This window comes from Streptomyces sp. NPDC040718 (assembly GCF_055593565.1).
On the sequence record NZ_JBVIXO010000002.1, the window covers coordinates 174,799 to 189,977 of the forward strand.

Consider the following 15,179-nt stretch of genomic DNA (forward strand, 5'->3'; position numbering starts at 1 on the left):
CATCGTCGTACGCCCCCTGACCTTGGACATGCCCCATCCGGAAGAGGTGTACGCCTGTGCCCGCTCTTGTGCTGCTCGGAGCTCAGTGGGGTGACGAGGGCAAGGGAAAGGCCACCGACCTGCTCGGTGGATCCGTTGACTATGTAGTGCGCTACCAGGGTGGCAACAACGCCGGCCACACGGTGGTCGTCGGCGACCAGAAGTACGCGCTGCACCTTCTCCCCTCCGGCATCCTCTCCCCCGGATGCACCCCGGTCATCGGCAACGGTGTCGTCGTCGACCCGGCCGTCCTGCTCTCCGAGCTGCGCGGTCTGAACGAGCGCGGCATCGACACCTCCAAGCTGCTCATCAGCGGCAACGCGCACCTGATCACGCCGTACAACGTCACCCTCGACAAGGTCGGCGAGCGTTTCCTCGGCAAGCGCAAGATCGGAACCACCGGCCGCGGCATCGGCCCGACGTACGCGGACAAGATCAACCGCGTCGGCATCCGCGTCCAGGACCTCTACGACGAGTCGATCCTCACCCAGAAGGTCGAAGCGGCGCTGGAGGGCAAGAACCAGCTCCTCGCGAAGCTGTACAACCGCCGCGCGATCGAGGCCTCCGCGATCGTCGAGGAGATGCTCCAGTACGCCGACCAGATCAAGGGCTACGTCGCCGACACCACCCTGATCCTCAACAACGCGCTGGACGACGACAAGGTCGTGCTCTTCGAGGGCGGCCAGGGCACCCTGCTCGACGTCGACCACGGCACGTACCCCTTCGTCACCTCCTCGAACCCGACCGCGGGCGGCGCCTGCACCGGCACCGGAGTGGGCCCGACGAAGATCAGCCGCGTCATCGGCATCCTCAAGGCCTACACGACCCGCGTCGGCGCGGGCCCGTTCCCGACCGAGCTGTTCGACGAGGACGGCGAGGCGCTGCGCCGCATCGGCGGCGAGCGCGGCGTGACCACCGGCCGCGACCGCCGCTGCGGCTGGTTCGACGCCCCGATCGCCCGCTACGCCACCCGCGTGAACGGCCTGACGGACTTCTTCCTCACCAAGCTGGACGTGCTGACCGGCTGGGAGGAGATCCCGGTCTGCGTCGCGTACGAGATCGACGGCAAGCGCGTCGAGGAGCTGCCCTACTCGCAGACCGACTTCCACCACGCGAAGCCGATCTACGAAACCCTCCCGGGCTGGTCCGAGGACATCACCAAGGCCAAGACCTTCGCCGACCTGCCGAAGAACGCGCAGAACTACGTGAAGGCACTGGAGGAGATGTCGGGCGCCCCGATCTCCGCGATCGGCGTCGGCCCCGGCCGCACCGAGACGATCGAGATCAACTCGTTCCTCTAGGCACCACGGCCCCGGCCTGACACGACGCCCGGAGAGGTGGGGAGCACACCGCGCTCCCCACCCCTCCGGCGTTTTCGGCAGACCCGCGCGAACACGTACCGCGTCCGGTGGATCACGTTCGGTACAGTCGGGACACCTTCACCCAGGCTGGGGATTCCAGATGCACGATCTCCGCGCGCCGGCGCTCCCGGCGATCCGAGGCGAGGCGCTCGACGCCGACGCCTACGCCGAAGAGCTGCGGGTACGCCGCGCGTCGGTCCGCAACGCCGAGTCCTGGCGGCTGGAACGGCGCCAGCACTTCGAGGAGACCGGCAACCCGACCCGGGAGGCGCTGCGCCGGGGCGACTGGCGGGAGGTGCTCCGGCTGATCGAGGCGGAGCGCACCACCGCGCGCCGGGCCGCCGACGACGACAGCCGCAACGGCTCCCCCTTCCGCAGGCTGCGGGTGGTGGAGGAGCCGCTGTCCCCGTACGTGCAGTGGCAGCTGCACTGGCTCCACATGCGCGCCGAGGCGGGCCACCAGACGCGGGTGCTGTCCGCCGAGGAGTTCTCCTTCGCCGAGGCCGGCGGCGGCGGCCCGCTGCCCGAGATCGTGATCCTCGACGGCCGCGTCCTGTACGAGGTCCTGCACACGCCCGCCGGCGTCCACACGGGCAGCCGCCGTTACGAGGACCCGGCGATCGTCAGGCCCTGGGAGGTGTACGTGAAGCGGGCCTACGCGATGGCCGAGGACCTGCGGACCTATTTCACCCACTCCGTGGCGCACCTGCCGCCGCCCCCGGCGGCCTGAAAAAAACTTTCCCGCGCCTGTCACATCCGCGCTCTCCGGGGGGTCAGTGCTGTGAAGACACCGACCGAAGGAGAGCAGCAGCCATGACGAACACCCCCGCCTCGATCTCCCGGATGCCCAACCCCGGCGAGTTCGTGCCCGAGCTGAACGACATCAGCGCCGCCCTCTTCCGCGCCACCGGCAACCGCTCAGTGCCGCGCACCACGATCAGCCTGGTGCACCTGCGCGCCGGACAGATCGTCCACAACACCTACCTGACCGTCCTGAACACGGCCTTCCTCCGCAAGGCCGGCGAGTCCGAGGAGCGCATCACCGCCGTCGCCTCCTGGCAGGACGCCCCGTACTTCACCCCGGCGGAGCGTGCCGCGCTCGCCCTGGTGGAGGCCACCCTCCAGCCCGCCCCGCGCGGCCAGGAGCGCGTCTCGGACGCGCTGTACGCCGAGGTCGCGGAGCACTACGACGAGAAGGCGCTGGCCACCCTCACCATCGCGATCGGCCAGATCAGCTTCTTCATCGCCCTGGCCGTGATCGGCAAGCCCCAGCCGGTCGCCTCCCTCGCCGACCAGCAGTGGGACTGACGACCGGCGGCCGGCACCGGGTCAGGACACCAGGGTCTGCTCCTCCAGCTCGGTCAGCCGCACCGTGCACAGCCCGCCGCGCTCGGTCTTCACGTCCGTGACCTTCAGCTGCGTTCCCGGGGAGAGGATGAACTCCTCCTCCTCGGTGAACGCGGAGAAGTCCCGGATGCCGACCGCCCGGGCGGGCACCACCTCGAAGAGCGTCCGCTTGCCGCGGCTGCCGAGGAACCCCCGCGCGACGCCGAGCTTCGGCGTGCAGGAGGACACGCCCCACCAGGTGACGGTGCGGCCCAGCGGGTACTGCGCCCGCAGGTCCAGCGCCACGCCCCGGTACAGCGGCTCGGTGCGCGCGGGCAGCCCCGACACGGCCGAGAACAGCAGCCGCAGGTAGGGCAGGTAGGGGACGAGCCCGGAGCGGTCCGGGGAGCGCAGGACCGCGTTGATCTCACGGTAGAACGCGGACTCGCAGGTGTAGAGGTAGAGGGCGGAGACCGCGTCGGCGGACAGCCCGCCGGCCGCTCCGTCCGCCCGCGTCCTGCCGAACTCGTACGACCGGTCGACGTGCCGGCCGAGTCCGGACAGCAGCTCGGCGACGGGTGCGACGGCGTCCCGGAACTGCATGAGCGGGGTGTCGAACACCCCGGTGATCGCGGGGAGGACGAGCCCCTCGTCCTTGACGCTGGAGAGGCGCTCCAGATACAGCTGGTGCAGTTCCATCGTGGAGGCGATGAACGCGCCCATCCGCGCCGCGACGTCCTCGCCGCCCGCTCCGCCGGCCCCTTCCGCGCGCTCGTTCCACCCCTTCTCCGGGAGCCAGTCCACGGGGGCCGCGCCCAGGGACGCGAGCGCGTCGTTGACCGTGGCGAAGTGGTCGCCGTCGCAGAAGATGTCGCCCTGCGCCGCCGGGTTGGCGTGGTCGATGTGCCGGACCTCGACCCCCGGGTACTTCTTCTGGAGTTCGAGGACGACCTTCTTCAGGCTGCGCGCGTGTGCCCCCCACCAGGCGAAGACGACCCCGCGGTCCTCCTCGTCGGCGTCCTGCTTGGCCTTGAGGATCTCCTCGACGATCCGCTCGGCGACCGGCCGCCAGAAGGCGGTGTGCGGATCGGCGCCGCCCCGGGTCCCGTCGCTGCTCGCGGTGAGCGCGGCGTTCAGCAGCAGCACGCCCTGGGTGAGCATCGCCTGGAACCACTCCGGCGGCTGCACGGTGTCCTGCTTCCTCAGGAGCGCGCGTATGTCGGCGATCGGGGTCTTCTTGGGAATTCCGTGCTTCCACATCGCCGCGGCCTTGATGATGCAGCGAATGCTGACGACCCGGCCGAACTGGCTGTCCTTCCACTCGTGGAAGGTGTTGTCGAACATCGCTATGCCGGTGGCGCTTTCCGGCCTCGGATACGGGTTCTGCCCGAAGACGACGACCTTCCACTTGTGCGGCGGATTCGGCTTGAGCGCCTGGAAGGTCAGCTCGCGGACCGGTACGACTTCCGGGCTGCGGCCCGTTCCGATGAACGCGGCGGCGTCCGGCTGGGCCTCGATGACGGGTCCCAGCAGCGGGAACCACGACTCTCCGCCGCCCTTGAACAATTCGGCGAGGGCCAGCGGGTCATTCGGGTCGGGCTGTGCGGGATTGGCCGTGGAGTTGCTTTCGGGCATGACGGGAACTCCGAAATGTCGAGCCTGATTTCGAATCTTTCCGCAGGCTAGCAGCGGGCACTGACAATGCTGACCGGTCGTCACCCACCGCTGTCCGGCGGCCGATTGTCAGTGGCTCCCGCTAGCGTGGTGAGTGGTCGGAAAGACCGATTCCCGATTGGAGTGGATGATGACCGAGGACCGCGTGCAGCCCGCGCTCAGGGTCGTACTGACCGACGTCAACGCCGATGTGGTGGAGTCGTGGCGGGCCGCCTTCGCCGACACCCCGGGGATCGAGATCCGCAGGGGCTCGATCCTCGACGAGGACGTCGACGCGTGGGTCAGCCCGACCAACTCCCGCGGCCGGATGGACGGCGGGGTCGACGCGGCCGTCAAGCGCTTCCTGGGAGCGGGCATCCAGCTGCGCGTGCAGCGGGCGATACGCGACCGGTTCGCCGGCAGCCTCCCGGTGGGCAGCGCGGTGTGCGTGCCGTCCGGGGCGGTCACGCCGCGCTTCCTGATCTCGACGCCGACGATGGAGACGTCCTCGCAGAACGTCAGCCAGACGCTGAACGTGGCCCTGGCCTGTGCGGCCGCCTTCCAGGCGGTCCACCGGCAGAACGAGGAGAAGCCCGGCAGCATCCGCTCGGTGGCCCTGGTCGGCATGGGAGCCCGGACCGGCCGCGTGCCGGCGCGGATCTGCGCGAACCTGATGTGGACGGGCTACACCCTGTTCAACGACCACCGTTTCGAGGACTACGACGACCTGCGCGCGACGATCACCGCGCAGCTGGACGACATAGAGAACGCGCCCGCCGAGAAGCGGGTGCGGATCACCCCGCCCAAGCGGACCACGCCCCGGCGCTGACCGGCGGACCCGTACGGGCGCGCGCTACCAGGCGAGTTGGGAGATCTCCTCCGCGACCACCGCGCAGGCGTCCGCAGCGGGGTCGATCAGGGGGAAGTGGCCGACGCCCTCGACCAGGGTCAGGCCTACCATCTCGCCCGCCTTCGCCGCCGCGGCCACGTACGACTCCGCCACGGCCGGCGGGACCACGACGTCCTCGCGCCCGTGCACCACGGTGGTGGCGATGCCGGTCGGGACCAGGGCCGCCGGATCGGCGAAGGGCAGCCGGGCCTCCCAGTGCTCCGGGCCGCCCAGCAGCTGCGCCGACGCCCCGCCGCAGACGCCGAGTTCCTCCGCGACCGCGAAGTCCGCGATCGGGGCCAGCGCCACCACACCGCGCAGCGGCGGCGGGGCGGGCAGCCGCCAGGGGGAGCCCTGCGGCAGCACGTGCCGCGCCGCCGCCCACAGTGCGAGCTGTCCGCCCGCCGAGTGGCCGGTGACCACGGTCCGGCGGAAGTCGGCGGCGGGCAGGGCGGCCGCGGCCAGACCGGGCAGCGCGTCCATGGCGGCGGCCACGTCGTCGAAGGTGTCGGGCCAGCGCCCGGCCACCGGCCCGGCGGCGTCCTGGTGGGGCAGGGAGCTGCCGCGCCGGTACTCGACGTTGGCGACGGCGAAGCCGCGCCGGGCGAGGAGGTCGGCGAAGGGGGTGATGTGCTGCCGGTCGTAGGGGGCCCGCCAGGCCCCGCCGTGCAGGACCACGACCAGCGGGGCGGAGCCCGTGGAGTCCCCGCGCGGGGCGTAGAAGTCGACGACCTGGTCGGGGTGGTCCCCGTACGCGGCGCTCGCGTCCGGCGCGACCGGGGGATGGGCGAAGGCCGAGGCGGCCTCGGCGGCGTCCCGTTCGACTGCGGGGTCCGTCATCGGCTCGACCTCTCGGTAACGCGTGGGACAGGGGGGACAGATGTTCCGGTGTTCCGACTGAGCCGGACCGTACCAGGCCGACACGCGCCACCGGCCGCCGGAACGGGCCCGCACGAAGGCGGGCGGAGCCGTAGCCCCGCCCGCCCCGTGGTGTGACGTTTCGCTACCGCGTCACCCGAAAATGTGACCCAGTGTGCGTGCCGCGCGCTCCGCATCGGCGAAACCGACGTAGAGCGGGGTGAATCCGAACCGCAGGACGTCGGGGGCGCGGAAGTCGCCCACGACCCCCCTTGAGATGAGCTCCGCCATGACCTCGCGGGCGCCCTCGGCACGCAGCGAGACCTGGCTGCCGCGCCGGGCGTGCTCGGCCGGGGTGACCGGCTCGACCCGGCCGTCCGGGACGTACGCGGCCACGCATTCGAGGAAGAAGTCCGTCAGCGCGAGGGACTTGGCGCGCACGGCCTCGACGTCCACGCCCTCCCAGGCGTCGAGGGCCGACTCCAGGGCCAGCATCGACAGGATGTCCGGCGTCCCGACGCGCATCCGGGCCGGTCCCTCGGCGGGGACGTAGTCCGGGGTCATCGCGAAGGGCTCGGCGTGGCCGTTCCAGCCGGGCAGCGGGGAGTCGAAGTCTCCCTGGTGCCGTTCGGCCACGTAGATGTAGGCCGGGGAGCCGGGGCCGCCGTTGAGGTACTTGTACGTGCAGCCCACCGCCAGGTCGACGGCGTGCTCGTCGAGGCCCACGGGCAGGGCCCCGGCGCTGTGGCACAGGTCCCACACGATCAGCGCGCCCGCGGCGTGCGCGGCCGCGGTGAGGCCGGGCAGGTCGTGCAGCCGGCCGGTGCGGTAGTCGACGTGGTTGAGCAGCACCACCGCGGTGTCGTCGCCGAGGGCGCCGGCCGCGTCGGCGGGGTCGACCGGGACGAGTTCGAGGCCGGTCATCCGCGCGGCGGACGCGGCGATGTAGCCGTCCGTGGGGAAGGTGGTGGCGTCGACCAGCAGCCGGGACCGGCCGGGGGCGGCCAGGCGGGCGGCGCCGACGAGGGCCTTGAAGAGGTTGACGCTCGTGGAGTCGCCCACGGTCACCTGGCCGGGGGCGGCACCGATCAGCGGGGCGATGCGGTCGCCGATCCGCTGCGGGGCGGTCCACCAGCCGCTCTCGTCCCAGGAGCGGATGAGGAGCTCGCCCCACTGGCGGTGCACGACGTCGGCCACCGCGCCGGGGACCCCGGCCGACAGCGCGCCGAGGGAGTTCCCGTCGAGGTAGACGACCCCGTCGGGCAGGGTGAAGCGCTCGCGGAGCTTGCCGAGGCCGTCCTCGGCGTCGAGCCGCGCGGCCCTCTCCTGGAGCTCGGATACCGGGTTCAGGGCGGTGTCAGACATGGCTGCGGGCCGTCCAGAGCTCGGGGAAGACGTTCTTCGTGGCGCGCTTCTCCAGCCAGGTCACCCCGGCCGAGCCGCCCGTGCCCGTCTTCGCGCCCATCGCCCGGCGCGTCGCGACCAGGTGGTCGTTGCGCCAGCGCCAGACCAGCTCGGCGACGTCCGTCAGCACCTCGCCGAGGCGGTGCAGGTCGGCGTGGCGGCCGGACGGGTCCGCGTAGAGCTCCGTCCAGACGGCCTCGACCTCGGCGGAGGGCTCGTACCGCAGGGCGAGGTCCCGGTCCAGGACCGACTGGGGGACGGGCAGGCCGCGGCGGGCCAGCAGGCGCAGGGTCTCGTCGTACACGCCGGGCTCGTGGAGGGCCTTCTCCAGCTCGGCGTGGACCCGCGGGGCGCCGCGGTGGGGGACCAGCATCGACGCGGACTTCTCGCCCAGCAGGAACTCCATCCGGCGGTACATCGCCGACTGGAAACCGGAACCCTCGCCGAGGGCGGCGCGGTACGAGTTGAACTGCCCGGGGGTGAGCTGGGCCAGCGGCCGCCAGGAGGCGTTCAGGGCCTCCAGCTCGCGGAGGGATCGTTTCAGCGCGTCCATCGCGACCGGGACGTCGTCCTCGCGCAGGGCGCGGGCGGCGGTCTCCCACTCGTGGACGATGACCGTGAACCACAGTTCCATGACCTGGGTGGTCACCAGGAACACCATCTCGCCGGGGTCGTCCGAGCGCGGGTGCTGGAGGTGGGTGAGGACGTCCGCCTGGACGTAGTCCTCGTACGGAGTCGTGCCGGCGAAGTCGAGGTTCGGGGTGTCCGAACCGGCTCCGGAGGCATCAAGGGCGTGCGACATTTCTGTCTCCTCGACACGTGCTTCCGGGTAGCGGTCCGCTCCTTCCGTGAGGTAAGTGGAGCCCCGGTCCCCTGCTCCGCATCATAAGCAGGGGATCCGGAAGCCCTCTAGGGCGCTCCTGGAGAGCGTTATGCGAGCGTGTCCGCCGCCGTCTCCGAGGAATCGCGCAGGAAGGTCGAGCAGCGCTCGTACTCCTCCTTCTCGCCGATGGCCCCGGCGGCCCGCGCCAGGGCGTGCAGGGCGCGCAGGAAGCCGCGGTTCGGCTCGTGCTCCCACGGCACCGGGCCGTGGCCCTTCCAGCCGGCGCGGCGCAGCGCGTCCAGGCCGCGGTGGTAGCCGGTACGGGCGTACGCGTACGACTCGACCGTGCGGCCGGCGGCGAACGCCTGGTCGGCGAGGGCGGCCCAGGCGAGGGAGGAGGTGGGGTGCGCGGCGGCCACCTCGGCCGGGTCGGTACCGGCGGCGAGGGCCTCGCGGGGCGCGGGCTCGTCGGGCAGGTGGGTGGGGGCGGGGCCCCCGAGCAGGTTCTGGTGAATCGACATGGCTTCAGTGTGGCCGACGGCGGCGGCGGCCGGCGGCCCGGCCGGGATCACAGCGTCGCCGGGTGGCGGGGGCCCGGGGGGACGGACGCCGGACGGGAGGCGGCCAGCTCCCGGCGCAGGACCGGCACGATCCGCTCGCCCAGCACGTCCACCTGCTCCAGGGCCGCCGCCGCCGGAAGCCCGCAGTGGTCCACGGCGAACAGCTGCCGCTGGTAGTCCCCGTACGCCTCGCGGAAGCCGAGGACCTTCTCGATCACCTGGTCCGGACTGCCCACGGCCAGCGGGGTCCGTGCCGCGCACTCCTCCAGGGAGTAGCCCCCGCCGTAGACCCGGGACCGGTCGAAGTACGGGCGGAACTCGCGCACCGCGTCCTGCGAGCGCTCCCGTACGAAGACCTGCCCGCCGAGCCCGACGACCGCCTGCTCGGCGGTGCCGTGGCCGTGCTCCTCGTACCGGGTGCGGTACAGCTCCACCAGCCGGGCGTACTCGTCGACCGGCCCGAGGAGGTTGTCGGCGAAGAAGCCGTCGCCGTAGTACGCGGCCTGCTCCGCGACCTCCGGCGAGCGCACCGCCCCGTGCCACACGAAGGGCGGTACGCCGTCCAGCGGCCGGGGCACGGAGGTGAAGCCGTCGAGGCGGGCCCGGAAGCGGCCCTGCCAGTCGACGTCCTCCTCCCGCCACAGGCGGTGCAGCAGGGCGTAGTTCTCCCGGGCCAGCGCGATGCCCTGGCGCAGGTCCTGGCCGAACCACGGATAGCAGTTCGGGGTGTTGCCCCGGCCCGTCATCAGGTCGAGGCGCCCGCCCGCCAGGTGCTGGAGCAGCGCGTACTCCTCCGCGACGCGGACCGGGTCGTTGGTGGTGACCAGCGTGGTGGCGGTGGACAGGATCAGCCGCCGGGTGCGCGCGGCGAGGTAGCCGAGGAGGGTCGGCGGCGAGGAGGTCACGTAGGGCGGGCTGTGGTGCTCGCCGGTGGCGAAGACGTCGAGCCCGGCGTCCTCCGCCCGCAGGGCGAGCGCGGTCATGGACAGGATCCGCTCGTGCTCGGTCGGCGTACGGCCGGTCGACGGGTCGGGCACGACCTCGCCGATCGAGAAGATGCCGAACTGCACCCCGCCCCTCCCGTGTCGACAGCGCCACCGTGCGGGGGCGGCGCCGGGGGGCAGGCCCCGGCACCGCGGCTCGTGGCCCCGCGATCCGACCGTGCCCGATTCGGGATGGTCCGGCCAGGTCCGCCCGGGCAGTCCGTCAAGTCGCCCGGGTGGTGGCGGCCCCACCACGATCCGGCCAAGTGCGGTGACCGGCACACCTCCCCGGAAGAGGGGTGCTCGGCCGACGGTAGAGGTGCAGTGGACGCACGCCGAGGGGGGCATGTCGTGAAAGCGGTCATGAGCAGCATCAACAGCATCAGCGGTGGCACCGGTACGGCCGTGGTGGCGCCGGTCCGGCGGGACCCGGCCCGGGAGGCGGCCGACGACCTGTGTTCGGCGGTCCTGTCCTCGCTGCGCCGCAAGGACCAGCGGGAGAAGGGCCGGCAGTACGTGCAGGGGCTGCTCGCGCTGCCCGGCCGCAAGTCGATGCGCGGGATCGCCGGTCAGGTCGGGGGCGGGGCGGCCGAGCAGAGCATGCACCACTTCATCTCGGGGTCCACCTGGGACTGGGAGCCGATCCGCGCCTCGCTCGCCGGGTTCCTCCAGGCGGCCTCCCCGCTGACCGCCTGGGTGGCGCAGCCGATGGCGATCCCGAAGGGCGGGGAGCACTCGGTGGGGGTGGCGCACCGCTTCGACCCGCACCAGGGGCAGATGTTCCGGGGGCAGCAGGCCTTCGGGACCTGGTTCGCCTCGTCCGGGCTGGTCACTCCGGTCGGGTGGCGGATGCACCTGCCGGAGGCCGACGGGGCCGGCGTCCTCGACCCCGCCGACGCGCAGGCCGCGTACGAGGAGTCCGCGGCGGACGCCGCCATCGAGACGGTGCGGCGCAGCGGCAACCGGCGCCCGGTGGTGCTGGACATCCAGCGGATCGGCACCCGCTCCACGATGAACCGCTTCGCCGAGGCCGGACTGCCCGTCATCGCCCGCGTCGCGCCGTCGACGCCGCTGCTCGTCACCGACCCCGCGCTGCCCGGCCACGGCGCCGGGGCGCGCCCCGCGCGGGATGTCCTGCAGTCGGTGAAGGGGCTGTGCACCCCGGTGGAGTGGACCGACCCGGACCCCGCGTTCCCCGGCGGCCGCCACCGCAGCACCCTGGCGGTCGCGGTGCGGGTGATGATGCCCGACCCCTCCCCGGCCCGCCGCCGCCACCTGCTGCTGGTCGGCGAGTGGACGGACCCGCGCCGTCCTCCGGCGCAGCTGTGGGTGACGGACCTGGTACGGCTGCCCGTGGGCCCGCTGCTGCGGCTGACGAAGCAGGGCCGGCGGGTCGGCTTCGCCGCCGTGCACAGCGGCCAGGAGGCGGGTCTGCGCGACTTCGCCGGGCGGGCCCTGCCCGGCTGGCACCGGCACGTCACGCTGGCGTCGGTCGCGCACGCGGCCCGCGCCCTGACCGGTACGGAGCACTACGCGGCGGCGTAGGACGGGGTCGGCTACACCGCGTCCGAGCGGTCGGCGGCCGTGCGGCGGTCGTGCAGGACGGTGCGGGCCTTGCGCAGCCGCAGGGCCATCTGGATCTCCAGCGCCCCGGCGGGCTTCTGCCAGTCGGGGCCGAGGAGTTCGGCGATGCGGTCCAGCCGGCGGGAGACGGTGTTGGGGTGCACGTGCAGGGCCTCGGCGGCGTGGGTGGGGCTGGCTCCGGAGGCGAAGTACGCCTCCAGGGTGCGGGTCAGCTCCGTCAGCCGGTCCGCGTCGTACTCCAGGACGGGGCCGATGGTCGCCGCGATGAACGACTCCACGTCGTGGTCGGCGGACAGCAGCATGCCGAGGAAGCCCAGTTCGCGCAGCGAGGCGGTACCGCCCACCCCGTCGAGCGCGGTCAGCGCGTCCAGGCAGCGCACGGCCTCGGCGTAGACGCGGGCCACCTCGCCCGGGCTCCCGGTCGGTCCGGCGGCCCCGGTGGACACGGCGTGGCCCAGCAGCGGCGACAGCTCCCCGGAGACCCGGTGCGCGGCGGCGGACGCGTCGGTACCGGGCAGGACCAGGACGATGCAGCCGCGGCGGACGCCCTTGAGCCCGCCCATCCGGTACGCGTAAGAGGACGCCCAGGCCACGGCCTTGCCCAGTTCGCCGCCCTCCGGCCGGGCGACGACGACCACGTGCGGGCCGTCCAGGTCGATGCCGAGGCGGCGGGTGCGCTCCAGCAGGTGCAGGTCGACGGAGTGCGGGCGTTCCAGCAGGTCGGCGAGGAGTTCGTCGTGGACGGGGCCCTCGGCGGCGGCCGTACCGCGCTGGATCAGCATCAGGGAGGCCACGGACTGGGCGGCCAGCTGGAGCAGCCGTACGTCCTCGTCGGCGAGCGGTTCGAAGGCTCTCAGCAGCAGCACCCCGAGGTCCTCGGCACCCGCCAGTACGGGGGCGAGCCACAGGTCCCCGTCCAGGCGCACCGGGCGCCGGTCGGTGAGCGCCTGGAGGGCGCCCTTGGTCACCGCGTCCTCGTCCAGGCCGGGCAGTTCCCCGGTCGCGGTCAGCGGCCGGCCGCCCGGGTCCCGCACCTGGAGCACGCCGTCCAGCGCGTCGGCGGTGGCCCGGGCGAGGGTGGCCAGGCCGGCTCCGTCCAGGACCAGCCCGGCCAGCCGGGCGTGGCACTCCCACAGGTAGCGGACCCGGGTGAGGGCGGTGTTGGTGCGCGAGCCGAAGGCCGCCAGCTCGGTGACCTCGTCCCGGGTCTGCTCCAGCAGCCGGGCCTTCTCGATGGCGACGGCGGCCAGGTCGGCGAGGGAGAGCATGATGCCGATCTCGTCGGGGGTGAACTCCCGTACGGCGCGGTCGGATCCGTAGAGCGCGCCGAGGGTGGAGTCACCGCGCCGCAGCGGGACCGCGATGATCGCGTGCAGGCTCTCCGCCTCGACCACGGCGTCGATGCCGGGGGCGTGCGCGATGGAGGAGTCGGCGAGGTAGTCGGCGGTCCACACCGGCGAGCGGCGGGCCTGCGCGATGCTGCCGAGGCCCCGGCCGGTGCCGAGTTCGAGGCCGACGTTCAGCGCGGTGGTCTCGCCCTCCGAGGTGCGCACGTACGCCGAGCCGTCCGGGCGGCTCAGCGACAGCCAGGCCATGTCGAAGCCGAGGAGGCGCCTGGCCCGGCGGGTGATCAGGCGCAGCAGGCCGTCGATGTCGTACGGGGAGGTCAGGTCGTGGGCGGTGTCGACGAGGGCGGTGAGGGCGGCCTCGCGCTGTTTGCCGCTGCTCGCGCGGGCCCGCACCGAGCCGGCGAGGTCGACGGCCCGGGTGAGGGCGGCGAGTTCGGCTTCGTCCGCGCCGGCGCCGCGGGCCTCGGCCAGCAGGGTCTCGTACCGGCTCTGCGGGGCGTCCTGCGCGAGCAGCTCCAGCACGGCCAGCGGGCCGCCCCCGTCCCCGCGTCGCATACCGCCGCTCCCCCCACCCCGACCAGCTGCTTCACGTCCCCGGCTCCGAACCTAGGTTCCGTCGGGCGAGGGGTCAAGCAGGAGGCCCGGGGCCGGCCGCGGCTCAGCCGCAGGCGGCGCCTGACAGGGTGGGACCGGGGGCCCTCCGGGTCCTGTGGGCGGCCTCGACGCGGGCCTCGGCCCGGCGCAGCGCCGCCAGGTAGGCGCCGTCGGGGCGGCCGGCGCCGGAACGCAGGACCGCGAGCGCGAGGCGCAGTTCGCGGTGGCGTCCGAGGGCGAGCTCCGCCTCGGCCCACTGGCCGAGCACGGAGAGCCTGTCGGCGTCGAGGCAGGCGATGCGGCCGCGGAGCCAGGTCCCGGCGTCGATGCCGTCCAGGACGGGGCCGGTCCACAGGTCCAGTGCCCGGCGGAGCCGCGCGGCGGCCTGCGCGAAGTCGCCCCGCTCCATGGCCCGGTACCCGGCTCCGGCCTCGCGTTCGAACTCGCGGACGTCGCAGCGGCCGCCGGCGGTGTCGAGAAGATACCCGCCGGGCCGTGTGGACAGCACGGCCTCGGGAGTTCGTACCGAGCCGGCCCCCAGCGCCTCCGCGAACCGCTCGCGCAGCCGGCGTACGGCGGTGTGCAGGGCGGCGTGGGCGTGCTCGGGCGGGACGCGGCGGACCAGCTCCTCCGCGAGCACGGATACGGGGACGACCCGGTCGGGACAGGCCGCGAGGACCGCCAGGACGTGCCGGGACTCCGGCGTGGGGGCCGTGATGGGCACACCGTTCTCGATGACCCGCGGTGTGCCGAGTACCTCAATGTCCACAGTGATCTCCCTGGGCAGGCGAGCAGAAAAATCATACCCAGAAGGATCTTTTTTGGAAGAGGCAGGGGTCTACGGGTCCAGGGGGTCTACTCGGCGGCCTGCCGGGCGGTCTGCTCGGCCGGCTCCCGCAGCGGCACGCCGCCCTGGCAGTCGGATCGGCACGCGTGCGCGCCCTGCGGCCCGAACAGTGCCCGGGCTCCCCGCCCGGGAGCGGTGTCCAGCCGGATCGCCACGGCCGGGACCACCACGTTCGGCATCACGTGCGTGTAGAGCTCCGCGACCTGCGCGTCCAGGTCGAGGCCGAGCGTGTGCGACATGGTGTTCAGCCCGGCGTACGCCCCCACGATCAGCCGGGACGGGACCACCGGGTCCACGTTCGGCAGCAGCTCCCCGCGCCGCCTGGCCTCCGCCAGCACCTCGGCGTGCAAATCGATCCACGCCTCGTAGGGGGCCGCCCGGTCGAGTTGCTGGTTGCCGTACTCCAGCGTGAGCCGCGCGCTGGCCCGGATCAGCGCCTCGTGCCTCAGCCGGTGCGAGAACACCATGCCGATGTCCACGAACTCCTGGGCCTTGTACTGCTGCGGCGGCATCTCGGGCGCGGACTCGTTCTGCGCGTCGATGACGGCCTGGGCCAGGCCCTCCTTCGAGTCGAAGTGGAAGTAGAGCGCGCCCTTGGTGACCTTCGCGATGTTGACGATGTCCGAGAGCTTCGCGGCGTCGTAGCCGTGCTCCTCGAACACCACGGCGGCCGCCTCCAGGATCGCGCGGCGCGTGCGCACCGCCCGGTCCTGCTTCACCTGGGGTCGCTCTGTCTTCATCTGCGGCGTCGCCTCTCCTGGCCCGCCGGTTTTACATCCCCACGGGTACGTTTCTCTGGGTAGATTCCACACCATCGCGCCGCCGCGCGTCCACCGGCGTATGTCACCTCGGGCGAATCCCTCCCGAATCCACCGCTCCGCACGCGGAAAAGGGGGTCCGCCGGCCCGT

At 73.0% G+C, this 15,179-nt stretch carries 14 protein-coding genes; 5 read left to right on the top strand and 9 right to left on the bottom strand.

Annotated features, from left to right (window positions below; translation table 11 throughout):
- Positions 1-56: 56 nt before the first annotated feature.
- The 3 genes from ACZ597_RS06080 to ACZ597_RS06090 all read left to right on the top strand — a co-directional run bounded on the left by ACZ597_RS06080 (position 57) and on the right by ACZ597_RS06090 (position 2,708).
- Positions 57-1,340, top strand: a complete 1,284-nt coding sequence (locus ACZ597_RS06080) for an adenylosuccinate synthase (protein WP_471325594.1) — start codon at positions 57-59, stop codon at positions 1,338-1,340.
- A gap of 160 nt (positions 1,341-1,500) precedes the next feature.
- On the top strand, positions 1,501-2,130 hold the full coding sequence (locus ACZ597_RS06085) for a DUF6879 family protein (protein ID WP_471325597.1): 630 nt from the start codon (positions 1,501-1,503) through the stop codon (positions 2,128-2,130).
- 83 nt (positions 2,131-2,213) lie between these two features.
- The gene (locus ACZ597_RS06090; protein WP_471325599.1) at positions 2,214-2,708 is read left to right on the top strand and encodes a carboxymuconolactone decarboxylase family protein; all 495 of its coding nucleotides are present in this window, start codon (positions 2,214-2,216) and stop codon (positions 2,706-2,708) included.
- Between the two features lie 21 nt (positions 2,709-2,729).
- On the opposite strand, the gene ACZ597_RS06095 is transcribed toward ACZ597_RS06090, so the two are convergent.
- Positions 2,730-4,361, bottom strand: a complete 1,632-nt coding sequence (locus ACZ597_RS06095; protein WP_471325602.1) for an ADP-ribosyltransferase domain-containing protein — start codon at positions 4,359-4,361, stop codon at positions 2,730-2,732.
- Positions 4,362-4,530: 169 nt separating this feature from the next.
- On the opposite strand from ACZ597_RS06095, the gene ACZ597_RS06100 reads away from it, so the two are divergent.
- Positions 4,531-5,208, top strand: coding sequence for a macro domain-containing protein (locus tag ACZ597_RS06100; RefSeq protein WP_471325605.1), 678 nt, complete (start codon positions 4,531-4,533; stop codon positions 5,206-5,208).
- A gap of 24 nt (positions 5,209-5,232) precedes the next feature.
- Here the strand turns inward: ACZ597_RS06100 and ACZ597_RS06105 are convergent, their stop codons facing one another.
- From ACZ597_RS06105 to ACZ597_RS06125, 5 genes are all read right to left on the bottom strand, one after another.
- Positions 5,233-6,108, bottom strand: a complete 876-nt coding sequence (locus ACZ597_RS06105) for an alpha/beta hydrolase (RefSeq protein WP_471325608.1) — start codon at positions 6,106-6,108, stop codon at positions 5,233-5,235.
- Between the two features lie 171 nt (positions 6,109-6,279).
- Positions 6,280-7,491 carry a kynureninase gene (gene kynU, locus ACZ597_RS06110; RefSeq protein WP_471325611.1) on the bottom strand — a complete coding sequence of 404 codons (1,212 nt, stop codon included), beginning with the start codon at positions 7,489-7,491 and terminating at the stop codon, positions 6,280-6,282.
- A complete protein-coding gene (locus ACZ597_RS06115; protein ID WP_471325613.1) occupies positions 7,484-8,332 on the bottom strand; it encodes a tryptophan 2,3-dioxygenase family protein in 849 nt (282 codons plus the stop codon). Before ACZ597_RS06115 ends, kynU begins: the two co-directional genes overlap by 8 nt.
- Before the next feature lie 128 nt (positions 8,333-8,460).
- Positions 8,461-8,874: a DUF3151 domain-containing protein gene (locus tag ACZ597_RS06120; RefSeq protein ID WP_470969572.1), complete on the bottom strand. Its 414-nt coding sequence runs from the start codon at positions 8,872-8,874 to the stop codon at positions 8,461-8,463.
- Between the two features lie 47 nt (positions 8,875-8,921).
- Positions 8,922-9,983: a CE1758 family FMN-dependent luciferase-like monooxygenase gene (locus ACZ597_RS06125; RefSeq protein ID WP_471325616.1), complete on the bottom strand. Its 1,062-nt coding sequence runs from the start codon at positions 9,981-9,983 to the stop codon at positions 8,922-8,924.
- Positions 9,984-10,259: 276 nt separating this feature from the next.
- Between ACZ597_RS06125 and ACZ597_RS06130 the strand changes: the two genes are divergently transcribed.
- On the top strand, positions 10,260-11,441 hold the full coding sequence (locus ACZ597_RS06130; RefSeq protein WP_471325619.1) for an IS701 family transposase: 1,182 nt from the start codon (positions 10,260-10,262) through the stop codon (positions 11,439-11,441).
- Positions 11,442-11,452: 11 nt separating this feature from the next.
- On the opposite strand, the gene ACZ597_RS06135 is transcribed toward ACZ597_RS06130, so the two are convergent.
- From ACZ597_RS06135 to ACZ597_RS06145, 3 genes are all read right to left on the bottom strand, one after another.
- Positions 11,453-13,384 carry a helix-turn-helix domain-containing protein gene (locus ACZ597_RS06135; protein WP_471325622.1) on the bottom strand — a complete coding sequence of 644 codons (1,932 nt, stop codon included), beginning with the start codon at positions 13,382-13,384 and terminating at the stop codon, positions 11,453-11,455.
- Between the two features lie 103 nt (positions 13,385-13,487).
- Positions 13,488-14,192 carry an AfsR/SARP family transcriptional regulator gene (locus ACZ597_RS06140; RefSeq protein ID WP_471325625.1) on the bottom strand — a complete coding sequence of 235 codons (705 nt, stop codon included), beginning with the start codon at positions 14,190-14,192 and terminating at the stop codon, positions 13,488-13,490.
- An 86-nt stretch (positions 14,193-14,278) separates the two neighbouring features.
- Entirely contained in the window at positions 14,279-15,010 is a 732-nt protein-coding gene (locus tag ACZ597_RS06145; RefSeq protein WP_471325627.1) for a ScbR family autoregulator-binding transcription factor, read from the bottom strand.
- Positions 15,011-15,179: the final 169 nt, after the last annotated feature.

Excerpts from the sequence above, each read along its gene's own strand:
- ACZ597_RS06130 (WP_471325619.1), top strand. The coding sequence starts at position 10,260 with ATGAGCAGCATCAACAGCATCAGCGGTGGCACCGGTACGGCCGTGGTG.
- ACZ597_RS06100 (WP_471325605.1), top strand. The coding sequence starts at position 4,531 with ATGACCGAGGACCGCGTGCAGCCCGCGCTCAGGGTCGTACTGACCGAC.
- kynU (WP_471325611.1), bottom strand. The coding sequence starts at position 7,491 with ATGTCTGACACCGCCCTGAACCCGGTATCCGAGCTCCAGGAGAGGGCC.
- ACZ597_RS06085 (WP_471325597.1), top strand. The coding sequence starts at position 1,501 with ATGCACGATCTCCGCGCGCCGGCGCTCCCGGCGATCCGAGGCGAGGCG.
- ACZ597_RS06135 (WP_471325622.1), bottom strand. The coding sequence starts at position 13,384 with ATGCGACGCGGGGACGGGGGCGGCCCGCTGGCCGTGCTGGAGCTGCTC.
- ACZ597_RS06115 (WP_471325613.1), bottom strand. The coding sequence starts at position 8,332 with ATGTCGCACGCCCTTGATGCCTCCGGAGCCGGTTCGGACACCCCGAAC.
- ACZ597_RS06105 (WP_471325608.1), bottom strand. The coding sequence starts at position 6,108 with ATGACGGACCCCGCAGTCGAACGGGACGCCGCCGAGGCCGCCTCGGCC.
- ACZ597_RS06145 (WP_471325627.1), bottom strand. The coding sequence starts at position 15,010 with ATGAAGACAGAGCGACCCCAGGTGAAGCAGGACCGGGCGGTGCGCACG.
- ACZ597_RS06120 (WP_470969572.1), bottom strand. The coding sequence starts at position 8,874 with ATGTCGATTCACCAGAACCTGCTCGGGGGCCCCGCCCCCACCCACCTG.
- ACZ597_RS06090 (WP_471325599.1), top strand. The coding sequence starts at position 2,214 with ATGACGAACACCCCCGCCTCGATCTCCCGGATGCCCAACCCCGGCGAG.
- ACZ597_RS06095 (WP_471325602.1), bottom strand. The coding sequence starts at position 4,361 with ATGCCCGAAAGCAACTCCACGGCCAATCCCGCACAGCCCGACCCGAAT.